Origin of the sequence: Butyricimonas faecalis (assembly GCF_003991565.1) — a bacterium.
GTDB classification, from domain to species: Bacteria; Bacteroidota; Bacteroidia; order Bacteroidales; family Marinifilaceae; genus Butyricimonas; species Butyricimonas faecalis.
Map to the genome: position 1 here is coordinate 4,418,809 of NZ_CP032819.1, position 22,624 is coordinate 4,441,432.

Genomic DNA, 22,624 nt, shown 5'->3' on the forward strand with positions numbered 1-22,624 from the left:
TACTAGAGAACAAAGACGTTCTAAGAGAGTGGGTATTGAGCGACTATGACACGTCGGTGCTCTGTAGTTGTGAACTTATTTCTAGGTTAGCTGTTTATTAACTGTTAGTGAAATGTAAATTTGCCAGTATGGGGTTATCCGTTTAAACTAAATTTTATCCGGTTGACTAAGGAGCGTCCCAGCGTGAGTTCGTCGGTGTATTCGAGGTCGTTACCGATGGCTATGCCTTTAGCGAGGGTGCTGACCGTGATTTCATCCTGGCGGGGGAGTTTTTTGAAGATGTAATATCCCGTGGTGTCTCCTTCGATGGTGGCCCGCAAGGCGAAAATGACCTCTTTCACGGAAGGATTGGCTACTCGTTCCAATAGAGAATTTATGTGGAGGTCGGAGGGGCCGATGCCGTCCATGGGGGAGATGATTCCTCCTAAAACATGGTAAAGTCCGTGGTATTGTCCGGTGGCTTCGAGGGACATGATGTCCTTGATGTTTTCCACGACGCATAGGGTCTGGGTATCCCGTTTGGGATCGGAACAGATGTCACAGATGTCACTGTCGGAAATGTTATGGCATTGTGTACACTCCTTGATGGATTCTTTTAAGGCGGTGATGCTGTCCGTGAATTGTTTTACTTCTTCGGGGCTTTGGCGAAGCATGTGTAACACGTAGCGTAAGGCTGTTTTGCGTCCGATTCCCGGGAGGGAAGCAAATTGTTCTACCGCTTTTTCCAATAGTTTGGAAGATAAAGATTGCATGTTTTACTCCTCTTTGAATTTTAAATCTCGAATCATCATTTGAATGTCGCTTCTACCCATGAATTCGTTTTCTTGAAGCGTATAGCAAATATCAAAATACTCGCCTTTACTGATACGGGGAAATGCCTTTCCCATGCCGAAGGCTATGCCGCTCCGGTCGTTGCAGACTCTCGTGTCGTCCACGACAACCAGTTTCAAGTGTTCGTTGTTGCGTCCGACTTGTTTTGAACCGATGAAATTCGTCACGTTTTCAGTCATGAATACCGGAATGGTGTTGTTGGGACCAAACGGGGCAAACTTCTGAATCATGGCGTAAAGATCCGGAGTGATGTCGTTTAATTTGATTTGGGCATCAATATTGATTTGAGGGGTCAACATCTCTTTCGTGATTGTTTCACTCACGATTTTTTGGAATTTAGCCGTGAAAGGTTCGATGTTTTCGAGCCGTAATGTCAATCCTGCCGCGTATTTGTGGCCCCCGTAATTTTCCAGGAATTCGCTGCATTGTGAAATGGCGTAATACAAGTCGAATCCTTCCACGGAACGTGCCGATCCGGTAGCCAAACCGTTGGATTCCGTCAGGATCACGGTCGGGCGGTAGTAATATTCCGTCAGACGCGAGGCCACGATCCCGATGACACCTTTGTGCCAGTTCGGGTTGTAAAGTACGGTTGCTTTTTGGGATTGGTCGTAGTGGGACTGGTTGATGTATTCAAGGGCTTCTTCGGTGATGTCGTGATCCAGTTTTTTGCGTTGGTCGTTGAAGTTGTTGATGCTTGCGGCGACTTCCGTGGCTTTGGTTTCATCGTCGGCAATCAGAAGCTCGACCGATTTGTTGCCCGATTCAACCCGCCCGGCCGCGTTGATCTTGGGACCTATGCGAAAAACAATATCATTTATCGTCAGGTCTTTATTGATGCCGGAGAAACTTAATATTGTTTTTAATCCCAGGCTGGGTTCACTGTTTAATCGTAATAAACCGAAATGGGCGAGGATGCGATTCTCTCCCGTGATCGGAACAATGTCACTGGCTATGCTGACACAAACCAAGTCGAGTAGTTTGTCGAGGTCTTCCGGCGGCAGGTTGTGTTTCTTGTTATATGCCTGTGCCAGTTTGAAGCTCACGCCACAACCGCTTAACCACCGGTAGGGGTAGTGACAGTCTTTCCGTTGCGGGTCCAAGACGGCCACGGCATCCGGGAGTTCGTCTCCCGGGGTGTGATGGTCGCAGATGATGATGTCCACTCCTTTGGATTTGGCGTAACGGACTTTTTCCACGGCTTTCACGCCACAGTCGGTTACGATCATGAGTGAAATCCCGTTGAGAGCCGCGTAGTCGATGGCTAGGATGGAAACTCCGTACCCTTCCGTGTATCTATCCGGGATGTAATATTCCGGATTTTTGCATTTGTTCTTTAAATATTTGTAGAGTAAAGCAACCGCCGTGGTTCCATCCACGTCGTAGTCACCGTAGATCATGACTTTTTCTTTGGTGTCGATTGCTTTTTCCAACCGGAGCACGGCTTTGTCCATATCTTTCATTAGGAACGGATCGTGGAGCATTTCTTTGGTTGGATTGAAGAAAGCATGGGCCTCTTCTGCAGTGTCCACACCGCGTTGCAAAAGCAAGTTAGCGATAACATGACTGCAGTTAAGTTCTTTGGATAGTTTGTCAATTTTCTCCCACTCGGGTGGGGTGTTGATGACCCATCTTTTTTTCATTATCTCTTTCTCCTATTCTGCTACAAAGAAGCAGAAATTCCTTGGGATTTCAAAAGAATACGGATTATATTTTTTAACAGGTTTGTTCTAAATAAGGTTATGCGCTTGTGTTTCAGTTTTATAAAAATGTGATTGAATGTTTGATGATAAATTTTTAACAAAAAGCAGGGGAAATGTAAATAACGAGGGGGTGTGTGGTCCTTTTGCTTTCTTCTTTGCACTTTATTTATTATCTTTGCACATTAATTTTTGAATAAAATTCAGAACGGGCGTATGTCCGGTAACGAATAGATTTTATATAACCTTTTAAAGCATATAAAAATGAGTCTTGCAGAATTAAGCGAACAGGAAATTATTCGCCGGAACTCTTTAAACGAGTTGAAAAATTTGGGAATAAATGCCTATCCGGCACCGGAATTTAAAGTAACTCACCTTTCTAAAGAGATTCGGGATAAATTTGAAAAATCACCGGAGGAGTTGCAAGAGGTTGTGATCGCCGGGCGAATGATGAGCAGGCGGATTATGGGTAAGGCTTCATTTTTTGAATTACAGGATGCCGAAGGTAGGATTCAGGTCTACGTGAGTCGGGATGATGTGAGTCGGGATGAAGCTTGCACGATGTATAATACCGTTTTCAAAAAGTTGATGGATATTGGTGATATCGTGGGCGTGAAAGGTTTCGTGTTCCGCACGAACATGGGGGAGATTTCGGTTCACGCGAAAGAGTTGGTCATGTTGTCCAAGTCCTTGCGTCCGCTACCGATTGTGAAAGAAAAGGACGGTAAGGTGTTTGACGCTTTTACCGATCCGGAATTAAGATATCGTCAACGCTATTTGGATTTGATCGTGAATCCGCAGGTGAAGGATGTGTTTATCAAGCGTACGAAGATGATCAACGCCATCCGTCAGTTCTACACGGAAATGGGATGTTTGGAGGTGGAGACTCCGGTGTTGCAGGCTATACCGGGAGGTGCTTCGGCTCGCCCGTTTATCACGCATCATAACGCGCTGGATATCCCGTTCTATTTGCGCATCGCGAACGAGTTGTATTTGAAACGTCTGATCGTGGGCGGTTTTAACGGGGTATTCGAGTTTTCCCGTAATTTCCGTAACGAGGGAATGGACCGGACGCATAACCCGGAGTTTACCTGCATGGAGGTGTACGTGCCGTACAAGGATTATTTGTGGATGATGGATAGCACGGAAAGAATGATTGAAGCGGCGGCTATGGCTGTGAACGGGACTACGAAGGCTCCTTTCGGGGAGAACGAGGTGGACTTCAAGCGTCCGTTCAAGCGTGTAAAAATGTCTGAGGCGATTAAGGAGTATACCGGGTTTGACATCACGGGGAAGAGCGAGGACGAGATTCGGGCATTCTGCGTGTCTATCGGTTTGAACGTGGATGAGACCATGGGTAAGGGAAAATTGATTGACGAGATATTCGGGGAGAAATGTGAAAGCCATTATATACAGCCGACCTTTATTTACGACTATCCGGTGGAGATGTCTCCGTTGACCAAGATGCATCGTTCCGATCCCGGGTTGACGGAGCGTTTCGAGTTGTTCGTGAATGGTAAGGAGGTGGCTAATGCCTATTCCGAGTTGAATGATCCGATCGATCAGTTGAATCGGTTCAAAGATCAGTTGGCGCTTCAGGAGAGAGGGGATGATGAGGCTATGTTTATCGATTATGATTTCGTGCGTGCTTTGGAGTACGGTATGCCCCCGACCTCGGGAATGGGTATCGGAATTGATAGGCTTTGTATGTTTTTGACGAATAGCCCGTCTATTCAAGATGTGCTGTTGTTCCCGCAGATGAAACCGGAGAAAGTGGCTACCGTGGATGCTGACGAGAAATTTATCGAATTGGGCATCCCGGCTGATTGGGTGGCTGTGGTTCGTAAAGCCGGATACCAGACCGTGGAAGCCTTGAAGGCGGTAGAGAACCCGAACAAGTTGCATCAGGAGTTAAGCGGTTTGAATAAGAAAATGAAATTAGGTTTGAAGACCTTATCCCCGGATGAGGTAAAAAGTTGGTTTAACTAAATGAACGTTGCAGGTTACAGGTTCACAGGTTACAAGTTCGTGTGGAACAAAACCTGGAACTTGTAACCTGTGAACTTGTAACTTATTGGATCATGGAAATAGTTGAAAAACCAAGGATTGGAGTAGTTGGTGGGGGTAGCTGGGCTACCGCTATCGCTAAGATGCTGACCGAAAATAACGGGCATATTAATTGGTTCATGAGAAATATTGAATCGATAAAGGCCTTTAAAGTATTGAAACACAATCCACGGTATTTATGTGGTGTCGATTTTGATATAGACAGGATCTCGTTTTCGGATGATCTGGATTGGGTGATCATGAATTCCGACGTGATCGTGTTTGCCATCCCGAGCGCATTCCTGCAAAACGTGGTAACTCCAAGATTGCAAGTATCGCTGAAAGATAAGATTGTTGTTTCGGCCATTAAGGGGATGATTCCGGATGAAAATTTGCTTATCGGGGAGTTCTTCCACCAGAAGTACGGGGTGCCTTTTGGCCAGATCGTGATTATCTCCGGGCCTTGTCACGCGGAGGAAATTGCTTTGGAACGTTTGTCTTATCTGACATTTTCCAGTGAGAACCTGCGGGTAGCACGGGCGGTGGCTCAATTATTCGAGTGTTTCTATGTAAAGACCACGATTTCCGATGATATATACGGGGCCGAGTATGCCGCGGTGCTGAAAAATGTTTTCGCGATTGCGGCAGGGATCTGTCACGGATTGCGGTATGGCGATAATTTCCAAGCAGTGTTGGTTGCTAATGCTATCCAGGAAATGGAACGTTTTGTGAATGCCGTTCATCCGATGCAACGGGATATTAAGTTTTCCGCGTACTTGGGAGATCTGCTGGTAACGGCCTATTCCCAGTTCAGCCGGAACCGGACGTTCGGGACGATGATCGGGAAAGGGTATTCCGTGAAGTCCGCGCAAATGGAGATGCTGATGGTTGCCGAGGGATACTTTGGCGTGAAGGGAATTCATGAAATCAATCAGCGGTATAAAGTTCATATGCCTATCACGGAGGCTGTTTATAACATTCTCTACGAGCGAATCAGCCCGACCATGGAAATTCGATTGCTGACCGACGAGCTTCGGTAATTTAGAATTTAAAATGAAAAGTCGCCAAGCGATTTTAAAATTATAAAAGTTTAATTGGAAAATTGGAAGTTGGGGGTGGGGTTTTATCATTTTCAATTTTCAATTTTCAATTTTCAATTAATAAAGTATGTCAAGTTACAGTGCGAGGGTTTGGGGGTGTGTGAAGAAGGCCTTACCCGTGGCGATAAAGACGTCAATATGGTTCCTGAAAATCATGTTGCCGGTATCTTTGTTCGTGACCTTGTTGTCGTACTTTACTATTTTGCCTTATATTTCTTCGTTTGCTTCCCCGTTGTTTACCTTGATCGGTTTGCCGGGAGACGCGGCTTTGGTGTTTGTAACCAGTATATTTACGAACATATATACCGTGATTGCCTTGCTTTCCACGCTCGATTTCTCCGTGCGGGAAAGTTTAATCATGGCGACCATGTGTCTGATTTCCCATAATTTTGTGGTGGAAACCATCGTGTTGCAGAAAACCGGTTCGTCCGCGGTGTGGATGGTGATTCTGCGTATCGTGGGTAGTTTCGTTGCGGCAATCGGTTTGAATTGGTTGCTACCGGAAATGAACGAGAAAATGATGGTGAAAACGGCGATCTCTTTCGGTTTTGGAGAGACGATGTTGCATTGGCTGGAGAGTAGTGTGATGTTGGGGTTGAAAATCGTGCTGGTGATTTCGGGATTGATGATTTTGCAGCGATTGTTGGAAGAGTTCGGTATTTTGAAAATATTGTCTGCCATGTTGTCCCCGTTGATGCGCTTGTTCGGGTTGAATCCGAATGTGGCTTTCCTGTGGTTGGTGGGGAACACGGTAGGATTGGCTTACGGCTCGGCGATCATGATGGATTATGTCAAGATGGGAAAATTGGGGCATCAAGAGACTGATTTGCTGAATCATCACTTGGCAATTTCTCATTCGCAATTGGAGGATCCGCTGTTGTTTGCCGTGATGGGGTTGCCTGTCGGTTGGTTGATCCTTCCCCGGGTGGTGTTGGCTATGATTGTCGTGTGGGTTCGTCGGGGTATTTATTTGTTGCAGGTGCATATACACCCACCGGTAAAAGTTGAAAATATTAGTTTATAAAGATATGAAATACACTATTGAAGAGGTTTTGAACGAAAAGCAGGCAAAAGAATTTTTGCTGTTACCTGTATCCCTTTACAAGAATGATAAAAATTGGGTGCGGCCTTTAGATAATGACATTACAAAGGTATTCGACCCGAGGAAGAATCCTTTTTTCAACCATGGCGAGTGTACCCGTTGGTTGTTGCGGGATGAAAAAAAACAATGCGTGGGGCGTGTGGCTTCTTTTATTGATAAAAGTTCTTGTCATTTGGATTCGTATTCGGTAGGGGGGATGGGTTTCTTCGAGTGTATTAATGATCAGGAGGCCGCTTTCATGCTGTTCGACCGTTGTCGGGCATGGTTGGAGGAACGAGGCATGGAGTCCATGGAAGGGCCGGTGAATTTCGGGGAGCGTAACGAGTGGTGGGGTTTGCTGGTGGACGGTTTCAAGCCGCCAGTATTTCAGATGCCTTACACGCATAAGTATTATGTCCCGTTTTTTGAAAATTACGGGTTCCGTGATTATTTTAAGCAATATATTTACCGGACTCACCTTGTGATGGAGAGTCTTTCCAAAGTGGTGATTTGGAAGTCGGAACGGTTGTTGAAGAATGAAGATTACCGGATTACTTCTTACCGGGAGATGACGCCTCAGCAGGCGAAAGATGCCTTCCTTGTCATTTATAATAAGGCGTGGAATCTGAACGTGCATGGTGTCGGAGGAATGGATAAGGAGCAGGTGGAGGTGTTGTTCAAGACCTTGAAGCCGGTGCTTGATCCGGATTTGTTGTATTTTGCTTACTATAAGGGAGAGCCTATCGGTTTCTTTATCATGATTCCGGAATTGAATTATATCGTGAAGCATGTGAATGGTAAGATTAGCGGTTTGGGTATTTTGAAATTCTTGTACTATCGCTATATCAAGCGCGGGCGTGTGGCCTTGGGATTAATTTTTGGTGTTGCATCCGAATTCCAAGGACGTGGGGTTGAGGCTGCCATGATTTATGCTTTCTGTAAGAATATTATTTTGTCGAAAAAGACTTATGACTGGTTGGATATGAGTTGGGTGGGAGATTTTAATCCGCAGATGATGCATTTGATGGATTACATCGGGGCAAAACAGTCTCAGACGTATATTACTTATCGCAAATTGTTCCGTGATGATATTGCATTTTGTCGTTCCATTGATAAAAAGGTGAAAGATACAGGGAGTGAAGAGTGATAAGGTGCGGAAAGCGGTTATCGAACGATCCCGCCCCCGATCACTCGGTCTTGCCGGTAAAAGACTGCCGGTTGTCCGGGGGCGACGGCCCAGGCGGGAGAGGATAGTTGCACGTGTAATGTCTGATCGGGTTGGAAGGAGAGACGTGCGAATCCTTCCGGATTTAGCCCGATACCTCGTACTTTTACCTCGATGTCTTCGGACAAGATTTCTTCGGGGTCAATTAAATGCACTTGGTGTAGGGAGAAGGTTGTCCGGAATAAGCTTGTTTTGTCTCCTACGATGATTTGGTTCGTGGAGGGGGACAGGCGTGAAACGTACTGTGGGGTTTGTCCCTTGAGGGGAATTCCTTTTTTTTGTCCCACGGTGTAATTTACAATCCCGGTATGTTCTCCCACGGGATTGCCGGATTCATCCACGATCCAACCGGGAGTGAAGCAAGAGGATGTGCCGGGTTGTCGGGCGATAAAGTTCCGGTAGTCACCTTTTTCAAGGAAACAGATACTCATGCTTTCTTGTTTTTCTGCCAGGCGGGTGAAGCCGTGAGTTCTGGCTATTTCTTTGACCTGTGTTTTCGTGTAATCTCCCAACGGGGTGATGACCCGGTGTAGTATTTCTTCCGGCACGCCCCATAAGAAGTAAGATTGGTCTTTATTCGGGTCAATTCCTTTGTGGACGTAATCATGGTTCGTGAAAGGGAGTACCCGGATGTAGTGACCCGTGGAGATGTAACGTATGTTTAATTCGTCTGCCAGATCGCGTAGCAGGTTCCATTTGATAAAGCTGTTACACGTGGCGCATGGATTGGGGGTAATTCCCGAGAGATAGCCTTGGATGAAAGGTTGGACCACTCGTTCCTGGAAGAGCTGCCTGCCATTCAACCGGTAGAGCTTGATGCCCGTTTGTTTGCACAATTCTTCGACTTCCGGTTCTTGCGAGTGTCCGACCTGTGAGTCCCATAATTGCAGGTGAACGCCAATGACTTCAAGCCCCTGTTGTTGTAACAGGAGTGCCGTTACGAAACTATCCACGCCTCCGCTGAGGCCGACTACCACTTTTTCCATGTTCCTTAATTTATTGAAGTCGGGGACAAAAATACGGTTTAATTTTAGAATTGTCATGCGGTTTTGTATTTTGTTGGATGAATTTGTTGCTTGAAGTCCTGACAGTTGTGGGATAATAAGTATTTTTAAGATGATATTTTTCACACGTACTCCTGCGAGACACTTGTTTTTCTCGTTTAAATTGTCTTAATTTGCAGCACGAAATACGGGAGTGGCTCAGTTGGTAGAGCATCGGTCTCCAAAACCGAGGGTCGGGAGTTCGAACCTCTCCTCCCGTGCAGAAAGAGGTTGAACAGACAACCTCTTTTTTTATTTATATAGATAAAATGATATGACGAAATTGGTAATTTTTGATTTGGATGGGACATTGTTGAATTCTTTACAGGATTTGGCAACGAGTACGAATTATGCTTTGCAGCGACATGGGTACCCGACACATGAATTGCCTGCTTTTCGTTATTTCGTGGGGAACGGGATCGATAAGCTACTTGAACGGGCTTTACCGGAGGCAGAACGCTCGCGTGAGAATGTGTTGAAGATCCGGGAAGATTTCATGGCTTATTATGCCGAGCATAAGGCAGACTTCACGGCTCCTTATGATGGGATTTGCGAATTGCTGAAGACACTGAAGCGTCATCAGCTGTTGTTAGCCGTGGCCTCCAATAAATACCACGCGGCTACGCGGGAGTTGATTCCGGAGTACTTTGGTGAGGGAGTCTTCGATTTTGTTTATGGCCAACGGGAAGGTATTCCCGCGAAACCCAATCCCACGATTGTTTTTGACATCATGAAAGAGGCTGGAGTTTCTAAGGAAGAGGTGCTTTACGTGGGAGATTCCGGTGTGGATATGCAGACAGCCGTGAATAGCGGTGTGACCTCGATCGGGGTGACCTGGGGATTCCGGGATCGGAAAGAGTTGTTGGCAAATGGGGCTCAATATATTGCTGATGAACCTTATGAGATTATGAAGTGGGTTCATTTGTAGGCATTTTTTATTTTACTTGTTTACTCGAAAATATTTTCTATTTTTGTGCCAAATGCGAGTGAAATGGCAAACTCTAATGAGATATTATCTTTGTACAAGCATGATGAAAGGGCTGCTTTGCAGAAACTTTTTGATATCTATTATGAACCACTTTTGCTTTATTGCTACCGTTTGATACGAGATTCGGAAAGTGCAGAGGATATCGTACAGGATTGTTTCGTGCACATATGGCGTTCTCGGCGCTTGGAAAATTTTGAAGGAGAACTGGATCGGTTCATGTTTCAGGCAATAAAGTTCAGGGCGATCAATTATGTCCGCGATCAATATCGAAGAGATCGGTTAGCTGATAATATTTCTGAGGAGAATGATGAACTACCGACTTATTTTCAAGAGGAAGAGGTGGGAAAGGAAATAGAATTGTTGCACTACACGATTAGTTGCCTTCCGGATGAATGTCGAAAGATATTTTTGATGGCTTGTTTGGATGATATGAAATATCGGGAGATCGCGGAAACGTTGAATATCAGCATTAACACGGTCAAAACACAAATGAAGATAGCCTTGCGATTTTTGCGGGAGCACTTGACACGAGATACATTTTCTTCTATTCTACTTTTTATTTCTACAGGAAAATAATTAAAAATTCGGGAAAAAATCTTTTTTTCTTTTCACCCTAAATGAAAGGTGGGGTGATATATATGTAGAAGAACAAATATTTTGGAATGGAAGAAAATGATATAGATCGAATTTTAGCTGCCAGTTTTACCGGAGAAAAGCTTTCCGAGGAGGAACGATGTCTGTTGGAAGAATGGAAACAAGAGGATGGACATAAGTGGTTTGAGAATGAACTGCATGAGTTGAAAGAGCTTGGTAAAGATTTGAAAAGCCGGGAAGACAAGAATCTTGTTTTTGCTCGAATCGAAAAAAATGTACGAAAGCAACGAAAAGGGCGATTGTTTATTCGTTGGAGTTCTATTGCTGCAAGTATATTGTTGCTAGCCGGTGTTGTGGGGTATTTAATGTATTCTCAAGAAAGTGAAGATAAAACAATGCAGTTGGTGAATATCGGCCCGGGTTCACCTAAAGCGGAACTTGTGTTACCTCAAGGGCAAGTTATCGAGTTGGACTCTTCTTCTCGGGAGATACTTCTTGCCAATCATCAATCAAAAGTGACGAGTAGCAAAAATACATTGATTTATGGTGGTGACACAGATTCTGTGGCTGTAGAGTACCATACTGTTCGGATTCCGTTAGGAGGGGAATTTAGCCTTCAATTGTCCGATAATACGCGTGTGTACCTGAATTCCGGTTCATCATTGCGTTATCCGGTCAGGTTTGCGGGAGGTGTTAGGGAAGTCTTTTTGACAGGAGAGGGATTTTTTGAAGTGACAAAAGATAATGAACGGCCTTTTATAGTGAAAACTGAAGACGTGGACGTGAGCGTGCTGGGGACTTCTTTTAATGTAAATGCTTATCCGGATGAAAAAATGGTCGCAACGACGTTAGTAGAGGGGAAAGTAAGGGTTGGATACGGAACACAAAAATATGATTTGGATCCGGGCATGCGACTTGTGTATGATCGGGAAAATGGGACAGCGGATGTGCGTGTTGTTGATACGGAACTTTATACTTCTTGGAAAGATGGTTATTATTATTTTAAACAAGAGTCTTTGGAGAAAATAATGGATGTATTAGCCAGATGGTATAATTTGAATGTCTTTTTCCAGAATTCAGAGTTGAAGAGTATGGAATTTGGCGGACGCTTGAGACGCTATGAGAATATAAGTTATTTGCTGGAAAAAATGGAAGGAACTCAAGATGTGAAGTTTGTAATTAACGGTAATACCATTATTATAAAAAGAAAAACAGATTGAAAATCTGATCAATCTTCAATCTGCTAAATTAAAATATACTTTTCTTGTCATTTGCACCGAGAAGAAAGTATATCATGTATAATTATTCTACAAATCTATGAAAAAAAAACGAAATGGTGCCAGGTCATACCTTGGGATATCATGGCGCAAGATGTTAATGTTTATGAAATTTTTGAGTATTCTATTGTTTGGGATGTGTATGTCTTTACATGCTAAAGTACTATCTCAAGAGGCGAAAGTTACTCTTGACATGAAAAACGTGGCGTTAACCACCGTGTTAGAGGAGCTTGGTAAACAATCGAAATGTGATTTCTTTTACAATTACGCTTTGATGCAGTCGAAAGGGATGGTAAATGTGAAAGCAGAGAATCTGGAACTTGGAAAAGTTTTGGAAGAGTTATTACCCAAGTTAGGATTGACATTTACTTTTGACCAAAATGTTATTGTTATCCGGGAGAAAGTAAGTGACGAGAAGTCGAAATTCGTACGTGTCAAAGGTTATGTGTATGACATTCACAAGCAAGGAATGCCTGGAGTAACGGTGAAGGTAGCAGGATTGCCTATTGGAACGTCCACAAACTCTAAAGGCTGGTTTGTGTTAGATTTGCCTTTACAGAAAGGATCTTTGGAATTTTCTTTTGTAGGATATAAAAAGCAAATAATTGACTTTTCTCAAAAAACGGCTCAAGATACGTTGTATGTAACCCTAGAAGAAGATTCACAAAAGATGGAGGAAGTTGTTGTTACCGGTTATCAAACTGTAAATAGACGAGACATGGTTGGTGCCCATAAAACATTAAAAGCTTCCGATATTTTAATGCCGGCTTATAGTTCAATCGACCAAATGTTACAGGGACAGGTTGCCGGTTTAATGGTTGTTAATACAAGTTCTCGTGTTGGAACTAGTCCTAAAATAAAATTGAGAGGAACTTCTACAATTTTGGGGAATCAATCTCCTTTGTGGGTGGTAGATGGAATTGTGCAGGAGGATCCGCTTGAGTTGGAGGTATCCAGTTCTATGACTCAAGATCTGAAAGATATAATTGGTAGTCAAGTGTCTTGGTTGAATCCGATGGATATTGAAACAATAACGGTATTGAAGGATGCTTCAGCTACGGCAATTTACGGATCGAAGGCGTCGAATGGTGTGATTGTGATTACGACTAAAAAGGGAAAAGCAAGTCAATTGACAATCAATTATTCCGGTAATATGACGATCAATACTCGTCCCAATTACGGTATGTTTAATTACATGAATTCTAAGGAACGTATTCAATTTTCTCAAGATGTTTTCAATGCGGGGATGAGATATAGTAGCGAACCGTTTGCCGATCCGTACACGTACGAGGGGGCTATGCAAATGTATATTGCCGGGGATATGACGAGAGATGAATTTGCAAAACGGAAGGCTTTTTTGGAAACGGTGAATACAGATTGGTTTGATTTATTAACCCGTTCGGCCGTGAGCCACAACCATAACTTGAGTTTCCGCGGTGGTAATGAAACAATTACATATAATGTATCTTTAGGATATAGTAATTCTTTAGGCCAAGAAATCGGTAATGAGAGTGAAAAAATGACAGGACGAGTTTCTGTGGATACGCGATTACATGAAAAAGTACGTTTGAATACAATGATCAATGTATCTTCTACGGAAACGAATGCATTTGGGGCAGGCGTGAATCCCATGTCGTATGCGACGACAACAAGTCGGGCGATCCCAGCTTACGATGAAAAAGGAGACCCCGTTTATTATAATGTGAGTTCGATGTATAGCAGATATAATTCTGTTAAGATGTTAAAGTATAATTTTATTAACGAGCGAGATAATGGAGGTTCTACGAGTCGAAATTTTTATGCTTCAGCAAATTTGAATTTTAAGTGGGAAATTCTAGACGGATTGTCATATGAATTTGTTGGAGGATATACCTCAAACAACACGAATTCGGAGTCTTACATGACTGAGCAAAGTTTTTATGTTGCTAATAGCTATAGAGGGTATGATTACGGAACGGTGGAAGCTACCGATCCTCTTTACAAGGCAGCCATGTTGCCATTTGGTGGAGTTTTAGTTACTTCTGATGCGACTCAACGTTCTTATAACATTCAAAATAAGATCTTGTTTTCTAAAAATTTTGATGAAAACCATCGTTTAAATGTGATGATTGCTATGGAATTGCGATCTGGGAAAAAGATTGTAAATGGAAATACGGTATTTGGTTATTTACCGGAACGTGGAGAAACCGTAGCGACACCCACTTTACCGTCTGATTTTACATCCATGGGTACGGCAACAATTTCCGGTTGGGCATATTGAGCAGTTTATATTCCGGAGCTTGGAAGCGCTCGCATCAAACAGATAATTATTTGTCCTATTTTGCTACATTGGCTTATTCGTTGAAAAATCGATACGTGTTTAATTTTTCAGTTCGTAACGATGTTTCCAATCGTTTCGGCCAAGATACGAAGAATCGTTTTGATCCGACTTATTCTTTTGGGTTGTCGTGGAATGCAATGGGTGAAGAGTGGTTGCAACAACAAAAATGGATACATGCTTTAAATATGCGCGTAACATACGGAATACAAGGTAATGCACTAACAAATATTGGTCCGGATTTAGTTTTAAGTAGAGGTGCTCTTGATTCTGACTATAAGCAATTTACTTCAAAAATTTATCGGTTGCCTAATCCTGACCTTTCCTGGGAAAGAACAAAATCTTGGGATTTGGGTGTAGATTTTGGATTGTTTAATCTGTTTGATTTATCATTTGACTATTATTGGCGTAAATCCAATGCGATTGTGACTCAAAAAATTGCTTACGAATATGGAAAAACTTCCATGGAGAAGAATGGTGGAATGTTGACGAATGAAGGCGTTGAGTTTACATTGAGTTTTACCCCGGTAAGAACGAAGAATTGGGCATTTAGTGTAGCTTTAAATGCATCAAAGAATTGGAACGAATTGGGAAAAACCGATTACGAACCAACGAGAACTGCTTTTATTTCAGGTTCAACTAGTAGAATATTGAAAAAAGGGTATCCTCTTGGAGCGTTTTGGTCTTATTCATTTGCCGGCATAAGTGATGAAGATGGGCGACCGTTGTTTAATTATTTGGATGTTCCGGAAGAAGAGAGAAGTTCAGATATTGACCCGACAACTTATTTGGTTTATTCCGGAACGACGGAACCTGATTTCACCGGAGGTTTAAATCTTAGTTTACGTTGGAAGAATTTGTCCTTGTCGTCTAATTTCTCGTTGCTGTTAGGAGGAAAGAAACGTTTACCTTCTCCTTATGAAAATATTAGTAAGGGTATGTACATGCCTGATGCAACCGTCAATCTGAGCAAAGATTTGTTGAAACGTTGGCAGAAACCGGGAGATAAAACGAATATACCAGGATTCGTGACCATGGGACAAACTGGAATGATAACCTTGCCCGACGGACAACAAGAGTCGTGGATTGAAGTTTGGGAGAACTCGGATGTTATGGTTGCAAATGCCTCTTTTTTCCGTTGTAATCAATTGTCTCTTTCTTGGCGGATGCAGGATGCTTGGTGCAAGCGGATTGGAGTAAAATCTCTTTCTTTGAATGGATCTGTTTCTAATTTATTCGTAATTGCTAGTAAACGCTTTAATGGTTTCGATCCAGAACTAGGGAATAGCGTACACCCGAAGAATTTCTCTATCGGAATTAATGTCGGATTTTAAAATGTAGGAAGATGAAAAAGTTATTGACGATATTTATTGCAGGATTAACGATCTCTTGTTCTGATTTCTTAGAACCGAAGTCGGAAAGCGAATACATTCCGAAAGAGGCCTCCTCTCTTAACGAGATGTTGTTGGCTGAAGCTTATGTCGCTGCTAGTGCTCAGCGTGATATTTTGACAACATTGTCGTTGTTGGATGATGACATTATGTGTTCTGATGTAGATGCAGAGGAAGACGGATCGGATGCGACTGAATACGAAAAATGTCAAGCATTTTTCACATGGCAACCGGATGCTTGTGTAATAGCAGAACGATTAGGAGTAAATATGGCCATATGGGATATTTATTATGGCGTTATTCTAGGAGCGAATGCTGCATTGGATTATATTGATGACGTATCAGGTACGGAGGATGAAAAGAATAATGTGAAGGCACAAGCCTTGGCTTTAAGAGGGTATTATTATTTTCAATTGGTAAATTTCTTTGGAGCTCCTTATAATGATAATAAAAAGGCTGATGGTGTTCCTTTGAAGCTGACAAGTGCATTAGGTTCAGATGAACTTCCACGTAATTCGGTTGAAGAGGTATATACACAAGTGTTAGCTGATTTGAAAGAGTCGGAAAGACTTTACAAGACCCTTCCTGAAGATATGCAATTCAAGCGAAACGGGAGAACAAGTTTGCCGATGGTACAATTATTATTATCCCGGGTGTACCTCTATATGGAGAATTGGTCAGAGGCTGCGAAGTATGCCCAAGCTGTAATTGATAATGGGAATTTTTCTTTGGCTGATCTGAATACGTTTACCTCTTCTCAGAAAGAAGCTTACTACAATTTTACAACACAGGAATGTCCGGAAACAATTTGGGTATTTGGTTCTGTGAGATCTTATTGGTCGGATTTTGATATCATGATGAAACGAGAAGAGTCTGACCGTTGGGATACTTATACTTATTCTTTTTATTTCCTGAATGCTTCGTCTGATTTGGTTTCGCTTTATCTGGATAACGATTTGCGAAAAACAAAATCTTTGGTGAGTGAGGTATATCTTGACCAATCTACTTACAAAGGTGTTGCAACTGGAGCCTATCTTCCTTTTGGAAAGTTTGCAATATCGAAGAGTAGGTATGATGTACCATCAGTTGTTATGACAAGCGGTCAAGGATATTTCGCACATGCGTTTCGATTATCTGAGGCTTATTTGAATTTGGCGGAAGCATCCGTTTTGCGAGAGGATGAGGATGGTACTATCACGGCATTGAAAGCATTGAACGATTTGAGAGAAAAACGTTTTGAGAATTATGCACCACTCTCCGGTTTGACCGGTGATGCCCTGTTAGCGAAGGTTCGTGAAGAACGTCGAATGGAATTGTGTTTCGAGGGATTTCGGTGGTTTGATTTGAGACGTTATGGCATGCCGTCCATTACTCATGATTGGAAAGTTAGCAATGGAAACGGAGGTAAAGATATGACACGTTATGTGTTACAAGAAAAAGATCCATTTTATACATTGCCAATTCCGGAATACATCATGGAAATGAATCGTGCCTTAACCCAAAATCCGTTACCCGCTAAAAGAACCGGGATTCAAGTTACAGAATGAAATGATAAAAATGAATATTTATGAAATGGAAGAATTATCTATATAGTTTATCGATATGTTTATTGTTTGTATCCTGCTATAACGAGGATGCATTAAAGACCTCTGATGAGGAAAATATCGATCGTTTTGAATTTCCTCAGGGAAATAATACTTGGGATGAAGATATTCAAGAAATTTTGGATCAATATGGTGTCATGTTAGTTTATAAGGGGGTAACATCAGCCGACTTGAGTCGTTCTTGGATGTCCTATGCTTCCACGAATAATAGCGCTGAAGAGTTGAAAGACGAGGAGGTGAAGTTTCTCGTGAATTATTTAAAGAATCATATTTTTGCCTATTTATCTCCGAAGGTGACAACAAAAGTATTTAAACCTTATTGGTTTTTGCTAAAAAACTATTTCAGTAATGGACGTCCTTTGAAAAGTAATTATAATGGAATGGATTTTTGGGCTTCATGTATGCATTTTACAGAAGAGGTCTATATGGAGAAAACGGCTGGTAGTTATTATGCATCACAGTGGGACAAATATAAAAACTTGCCTAGCACGAAAGCTGAATACTTTTCATTGCGAGGAGGCCTGTTGTACACGATTTTGCAAAATGCTGTAAACTTAGGGAACATAACTATTCCGGAGGAATATGATGACGGATTTGATTATTCTACAGAATTTGTTACGAATGATCCCGGAAATGCAAATTATCCTTATAATCGGGGATTTATTACAGCTTCAGATGGATTTGGTTACTTTTATAAAATAACTTCCAGAAAGCCTGTTACTCGTTTGAAGAATTTCTTTCAATACATTCACCTTGGTTTTTATTATTCAGATGAGGAGATAGAAGTTCAGTTTCCCCGAGAGACTTATCCTTTTTTGCGGGAGAAATTGGATATTGTAAAAAATCATTTAAAAACAACGTATGGAATAGATCTTCAGGCTATACATAATGGACCGGAGATAGACTAAAATTTAAAGGAAAGCATGTCGAAAGTCTATGTCATTTGTGACATGGAGAGTGGATAATGTTTGTGTTTTTTAGTATTGTGTTTTAGTTCCACAAATTGGAGGAATTGGGACATATGGCCTTCGATGTGCTTTTCTTTACCTATTGTATATTGTAAATCACTTAAAAAGAATTGAAATGAAAAATTGGTTAGTAACAGTATGTTGTATGATGTTGTTTGTTATGCCTTCTGGTGTAATGGGACAATCGGAAAAATCTTTAAAAGAAGAAGTTAAAGATTTATGGAGAGAATTTGAGATCAGTGACAAAGATACGGTCAAAGCTATCTTGGCGCAGGGAGATAAAATAAAAAAATATATTGCTTCCAAAGACAAAAATGATGTAAAAGCTACCCTTGAAAATAATGGAGAACTTGTTCGACAACTTTTTGTTTATTATAGTGTTCCTTACAAGAAAGATAAAAAAATAATTCCTGTAAAGCATCAAAAGGAGATTAAAAAGTGGATGAACTCAATTGATATTTATGCGGATGAATTTGTGGAAGATAAAGCTTTTGCTTTAAAAGTCGACCAATATTTTTCCGTGCGAGCTCTGGGCGAAGGAGCTATTGCGGATGAACTTTGGGGAGAAAAGGGGAAATATAAATATGATTATGAGAAATATAAAGAATTATTGGAATCAGGGTGTACGAAAGCAATTTTAAACTATTTTCCTTCTTTGCGAACCGTATTTATGTACCAAGGCTATACTCCCGCGTTGAAACAAATATATCCTTTGGTAGAGCAAAAAATGCCAAAAGGGAAAAAAAAGGAGGAGTTGATGGCAAGATTTCAGAGGGCTGAACGAGTAGAACCGGGAAAACCGGCACCGGCATTTACCATGAAAGATGCACACGATAAAGAGCATTCGTTGAAAGACTATAGAGGAAAGATTTTGGTTATAGATGTATGGGCAACTTGGTGCAGCGGGTGTGTGGCTAAATTGCCTTATTATGTCAAAATAGCTGAAAAATATAAAGGACGAAAAGATATCGAGTTTATCACTGTGTCTCAGGATCGTAATTGGGATGCATGGCAAAAAGGACTTGTAAGATTGAAAGCAACGGAATTAACTAATTTGTTTGAATGTGGAACGTTTGCCGAAGATTACAATATACCGGGAATTCCATTGTATATGATCATCGATGAGAAAGGCAATTTTATTGTTTCAAAAATTCCATTTGAAAATTTGGAAGAAATGATAGAGAAAGTATTAAACGAGAGAAAGCGATGAGAAGCAATGTTTTAATGTTTTGTCTAATTTCATTCTATATCGTAACAGGATGTTCTTCAAGAACATCTTGTTACCGATTTACGTTGAGAGGTGAGTTGGACGGGATGAAATATGGAAAAATGTTTTTGTACAAACAGGGGGATAGCAGGCATCCATTGGATTCTGCAGAAGTGAGTGGTGGTAAATTTGTATTAAAAACAGCAGTGCCGGAACCAGGAAAGTTTACGATTCAAGTAAATAGAAAAAGCTTGATTTGTTATTTGGATGGAGAAGAGATGTTCTTAAAAGGAAATTATGATTCTTTTTCTAAAAGTAAATTGGAGGGCTCTCCTGCTAATGATTTGGATAAAAAATATCAGAATTTGTTGGATAAATATGTTCGTTCGGAATGTGATTCTTTGTTACGAGAATATAGGAAAGCATTTGGGGCGAATGATGTGGAGTTGGGAGATCGGCTAATGACTCGTATTTTGCAATTGGAGAATGAAGTGCAATTTCAATTGACAGAAGAACTTGTACGAGAGAATCCGAACAGTATATTTTCTGCTCATATTTCGACTCTTGTTCTTGGAGGAAGTTATGAGAAAGGGAAAAAGCTATATGATCTATTAGGAAGTAAAGCTCGTGCTTCATCGTGGGGTGTGGCATTGAAACAAAGAGTTGAAGAGTTAGAAAGAACTGCTATCGGAAAGAACTGTCCGGATTTTGAAATGACGGGGGTTAATGGAGAGAAATTTATGATGAGCTCTTTATTGGGATCTTCTTTCAAAAATTCTCTGGTTATCATTGATTTCTGGGCATCTTGGTGTGGGCCGTGTCGACAGGAGATGAAAAGTTTGATGGAACGGTACAAGGAATTTAACGGGCGAGGAGTACAATTTTTAAGTATATCTATAGATGACTCCGAGAAAAAATGGAAAGAGGCTTATAAAGAAGAGGGATTCCCGTGGTTAAGTGTGTGGGATGAAAAGGGGTGGAATAATTCAAAAATTCGAGAGATATTTGGAATAACTCAGATCCCTTTTATCATATTACTTGATAAGGATGGAAAAATTGCCGCCAAGAATATACGCCGAAATACATTGCGAGAGAAAATTGTTGAATTGTTGAATCAATAGAACAAATGGATATGCGAAAAATAATCATATTGTGTTTGGCTTTAACGGTGGGGGTTATTTCATTTGTCAACGCTCAGGACAATAAAGAAGAGAAAAAGTGGGATGAAATAGATTTGGATTCGTCAGAGGTGGAACAATTGGATTCTACTGAGATTATAAATGTAGTCAATAATGTTCTAACACTTAAAAATCCTTCGTTCGATTGGTTCAGACGAGCCACATGGATATTATATAACGTGAAAAGTGAGAAAGTCCGGGAATGTTATGTAATGTGGGCTATTCAGAAAGAATTGGCGCAACATGGATATGGATTTGGAACGGTGAATGATGTGTTGGAAGATATTCGGTTGTGTTCGAAATCCATGAAATTGAGCAATCAGGCGAAGGTCCTTGTTGATCGGTATTGTCGGATTCGCGGAGGACGAAAAGTAGAGGCTCCTGCTTTTGAATTGAAATCTTTGCAAGGAGAAGATGTCCGGTTGGTTGATTTGAAAGGGAAATTTGTATTTATGTTTGTATGGGACGGAGAGAATGCGATGGAAGAGTTGTCGATAATGAAGGCAATTGGTGCAAAATATAAAGATAGTACAAATGTTTGTTGTTTGACCGTAGCGGTATTACCGATAAACAAGACAGAGGCTTGGGAGAATTTTGTACAACGAGAAAAAATAGGTAATCATCTCAAATGCTTGCATACAGAAAAAAACTCTTCTTTTATTCAAGATTATTGTATTACGGAGTTGCCGCGGTGTGTTTTAATAGATCAGGATGGAAAGATCGTGAACGCTTGGGGTATTTCTCCCAAAGAAGATGGTTTTATGTTTTATCTTGATCGTGTGATAAACAGGTTGGAAGCTGAACCTGTAAGTATAAATGACTATAGATAATACCGATGAAAAATATATTTCTTCTGTTAATATGCTTTTTCTGTTTACTTTCTTGTGAGAAAAGACCGGATACCGTGTTTTATAATGTTAACGTGGTAGATGTTGAAAACGGGAAAATTGTACCGGGAATGACTGTTTCGGTGAAAGACGGAATCATTTTAAAAATAAAGAAAGCAGATACTCGGATCAAAGAGGGAGAACAAGATTTAACGGGTTTGTATATGATGCCCGGTTTAATTGATTCTCATGCTCATCTAGGGGATTGTGGACGAATGGGATGGCTTAATAATACCGTGAAATCTTACATAAAAGAGGGTGTTACGACGATTCGAGATGCTGGAGGTGATATGCGCCCGCTGAAAATTTATAAAGCTCAGTTGGATAGTGGTACAATGGTGGGACCGGACGTTTATTTTTCTTCTTTTTGGGCCGGACCGAAATATTTTTATATGAGGCCTCGTTTTGAAACGAAGGGTTATCCGACTGAAAATGCACCCTGGAGCCAAAGTGTTTCTGATACGGCTAGCGTGGAGGAACTGGAAAAAATGGTTATAGAGGCTAAAGAATATGGTTGCACGGGATTGAAGTTGTATGATTATCTTTCTGCAGAGATGCTACAGAAAATAATTCCATTGTGTCATAAGCATGGACTTAAAGCGTGGGGACATGCGGAAAACAGGTTAGCAGATGCATTGGAGGTCGTGAAAGCGGGCGTAGAAACCGTGTCTCATATTTATTTGATTGTCGGTTTGAGAAACTGTTATTCTTCCGAATACCGGAAAAAATGTTTTACTCCAGAGGAGATAACCCGTCGGGATTCTATTTACAAAGAGATGATTGCCCGAGGTACAATTCTGGATGCCACAATCACAGTTTCAAAAGAGATGAATTTCCTTTATCGTGTGGTAAATGAAGCTTATCGTGCCGGGGTGAAAATAGATGCAGGAACTGATGTGATTGATGGAAAAACTATTTTTCAGCAAGAGTTGAATTTATTGGTAGATTCTTGTGGGATGAGTATTCCTGATGTACTGCGGGCTGCAACTGTTGTCGGGGCTGAAGTCGTCGGAAAAGAAGGGAAATTGGGAGTGATTCGAGAAGGAGCAGAAGCGGATTTGTTAGTATTGAAATCTAACCCATTGGAGTCATTGAATGCTCTTCAAGACCGGAAAGCGTTGTATATAAATGGAATAGAAGTAAAGTGATACTGATCTTTTGATCAGTATAGATGTTTAATCTTATAT

General features: G+C 41.4%; 18 protein-coding genes and 1 tRNA gene. 16 read left to right on the forward strand and 3 right to left on the reverse strand.

Features of this window, described 5'->3' with window-relative positions:
* Positions 1-134 precede the first annotated feature (134 nt).
* The gene (gene recR / locus D8S85_RS18845; protein ID WP_106482029.1) at positions 135-752 is read right to left on the reverse strand and encodes a recombination mediator RecR; all 618 of its coding nucleotides are present in this window, start codon (positions 750-752) and stop codon (positions 135-137) included.
* Between the two features lie 3 nt (positions 753-755).
* Positions 756-2,474 carry a single-stranded-DNA-specific exonuclease RecJ gene (gene recJ / locus D8S85_RS18850; RefSeq protein WP_106482031.1) on the reverse strand — a complete coding sequence of 573 codons (1,719 nt, stop codon included), beginning with the start codon at positions 2,472-2,474 and terminating at the stop codon, positions 756-758.
* A gap of 321 nt (positions 2,475-2,795) precedes the next feature.
* Here recJ and lysS point away from each other — a divergent pair, with 321 nt between their 5' ends.
* The 4 genes from lysS to D8S85_RS18870 all read left to right on the forward strand — a co-directional run bounded on the left by lysS (position 2,796) and on the right by D8S85_RS18870 (position 7,905).
* Positions 2,796-4,520: a lysine--tRNA ligase gene (gene lysS / locus D8S85_RS18855; RefSeq protein WP_106482033.1), complete on the forward strand. Its 1,725-nt coding sequence runs from the start codon at positions 2,796-2,798 to the stop codon at positions 4,518-4,520.
* A gap of 92 nt (positions 4,521-4,612) precedes the next feature.
* Positions 4,613-5,617 carry an NAD(P)H-dependent glycerol-3-phosphate dehydrogenase gene (locus D8S85_RS18860; RefSeq protein WP_106482035.1) on the forward strand — a complete coding sequence of 335 codons (1,005 nt, stop codon included), beginning with the start codon at positions 4,613-4,615 and terminating at the stop codon, positions 5,615-5,617.
* 127 nt (positions 5,618-5,744) lie between these two features.
* Complete coding sequence (locus tag D8S85_RS18865; protein WP_240648744.1) at positions 5,745-6,701, forward strand: nucleoside recognition domain-containing protein; 957 nt, start codon at positions 5,745-5,747, stop codon at positions 6,699-6,701.
* A gap of 4 nt (positions 6,702-6,705) precedes the next feature.
* Positions 6,706-7,905 (forward strand): hypothetical protein, encoded by a 1,200-nt coding sequence (locus tag D8S85_RS18870; protein ID WP_106482037.1) that lies wholly within the window; start codon positions 6,706-6,708, stop codon positions 7,903-7,905.
* Positions 7,906-7,922: 17 nt separating this feature from the next.
* On the opposite strand, the gene mnmA is transcribed toward D8S85_RS18870, so the two are convergent.
* A complete protein-coding gene (mnmA, locus tag D8S85_RS18875; protein WP_240648745.1) occupies positions 7,923-8,969 on the reverse strand; it encodes a tRNA 2-thiouridine(34) synthase MnmA in 1,047 nt (348 codons plus the stop codon).
* A 205-nt stretch (positions 8,970-9,174) separates the two neighbouring features.
* Between mnmA and D8S85_RS18880 the strand changes: the two genes are divergently transcribed.
* From D8S85_RS18880 to D8S85_RS18930, 12 genes are all read left to right on the forward strand, one after another.
* Positions 9,175-9,247: transfer RNA gene (locus D8S85_RS18880), tRNA-Trp, on the forward strand.
* A 53-nt stretch (positions 9,248-9,300) separates the two neighbouring features.
* A complete protein-coding gene (locus D8S85_RS18885) occupies positions 9,301-9,954 on the forward strand; it encodes an HAD family hydrolase (RefSeq protein WP_106482041.1) in 654 nt (217 codons plus the stop codon).
* A gap of 63 nt (positions 9,955-10,017) precedes the next feature.
* Positions 10,018-10,590 (forward strand): RNA polymerase sigma factor, encoded by a 573-nt coding sequence (locus tag D8S85_RS18890; protein WP_106482043.1) that lies wholly within the window; start codon positions 10,018-10,020, stop codon positions 10,588-10,590.
* An 86-nt stretch (positions 10,591-10,676) separates the two neighbouring features.
* Positions 10,677-11,828: a FecR domain-containing protein gene (locus tag D8S85_RS18895; protein ID WP_106482045.1), complete on the forward strand. Its 1,152-nt coding sequence runs from the start codon at positions 10,677-10,679 to the stop codon at positions 11,826-11,828.
* A gap of 163 nt (positions 11,829-11,991) precedes the next feature.
* A complete protein-coding gene (locus tag D8S85_RS22170) occupies positions 11,992-14,145 on the forward strand; it encodes a SusC/RagA family TonB-linked outer membrane protein (protein ID WP_317128924.1) in 2,154 nt (717 codons plus the stop codon).
* Positions 14,142-15,536 carry a TonB-dependent receptor domain-containing protein gene (locus D8S85_RS22175; RefSeq protein ID WP_317128925.1) on the forward strand — a complete coding sequence of 465 codons (1,395 nt, stop codon included), beginning with the start codon at positions 14,142-14,144 and terminating at the stop codon, positions 15,534-15,536. The genes D8S85_RS22170 and D8S85_RS22175 overlap by 4 nt, the downstream gene beginning before the upstream one ends.
* An 11-nt stretch (positions 15,537-15,547) precedes the next feature.
* The gene (locus tag D8S85_RS18905; RefSeq protein WP_127075507.1) at positions 15,548-17,140 is read left to right on the forward strand and encodes a RagB/SusD family nutrient uptake outer membrane protein; all 1,593 of its coding nucleotides are present in this window, start codon (positions 15,548-15,550) and stop codon (positions 17,138-17,140) included.
* Between the two features lie 20 nt (positions 17,141-17,160).
* Positions 17,161-18,105 carry a hypothetical protein gene (locus D8S85_RS18910; RefSeq protein WP_127075509.1) on the forward strand — a complete coding sequence of 315 codons (945 nt, stop codon included), beginning with the start codon at positions 17,161-17,163 and terminating at the stop codon, positions 18,103-18,105.
* Positions 18,106-18,280: 175 nt separating this feature from the next.
* Positions 18,281-19,375: a TlpA family protein disulfide reductase gene (locus D8S85_RS18915; RefSeq protein ID WP_127075511.1), complete on the forward strand. Its 1,095-nt coding sequence runs from the start codon at positions 18,281-18,283 to the stop codon at positions 19,373-19,375.
* Complete coding sequence (locus D8S85_RS18920; RefSeq protein WP_240648746.1) at positions 19,372-20,493, forward strand: TlpA disulfide reductase family protein; 1,122 nt, start codon at positions 19,372-19,374, stop codon at positions 20,491-20,493. Before D8S85_RS18915 ends, D8S85_RS18920 begins: the two co-directional genes overlap by 4 nt.
* An 11-nt stretch (positions 20,494-20,504) precedes the next feature.
* Entirely contained in the window at positions 20,505-21,380 is an 876-nt protein-coding gene (locus D8S85_RS18925; RefSeq protein WP_172726543.1) for a TlpA family protein disulfide reductase, read from the forward strand.
* Positions 21,381-21,454: 74 nt separating this feature from the next.
* On the forward strand, positions 21,455-22,585 hold the full coding sequence (locus D8S85_RS18930) for an amidohydrolase family protein (RefSeq protein ID WP_172726544.1): 1,131 nt from the start codon (positions 21,455-21,457) through the stop codon (positions 22,583-22,585).
* The last annotated feature ends 39 nt before the right edge of the window (positions 22,586-22,624 follow it).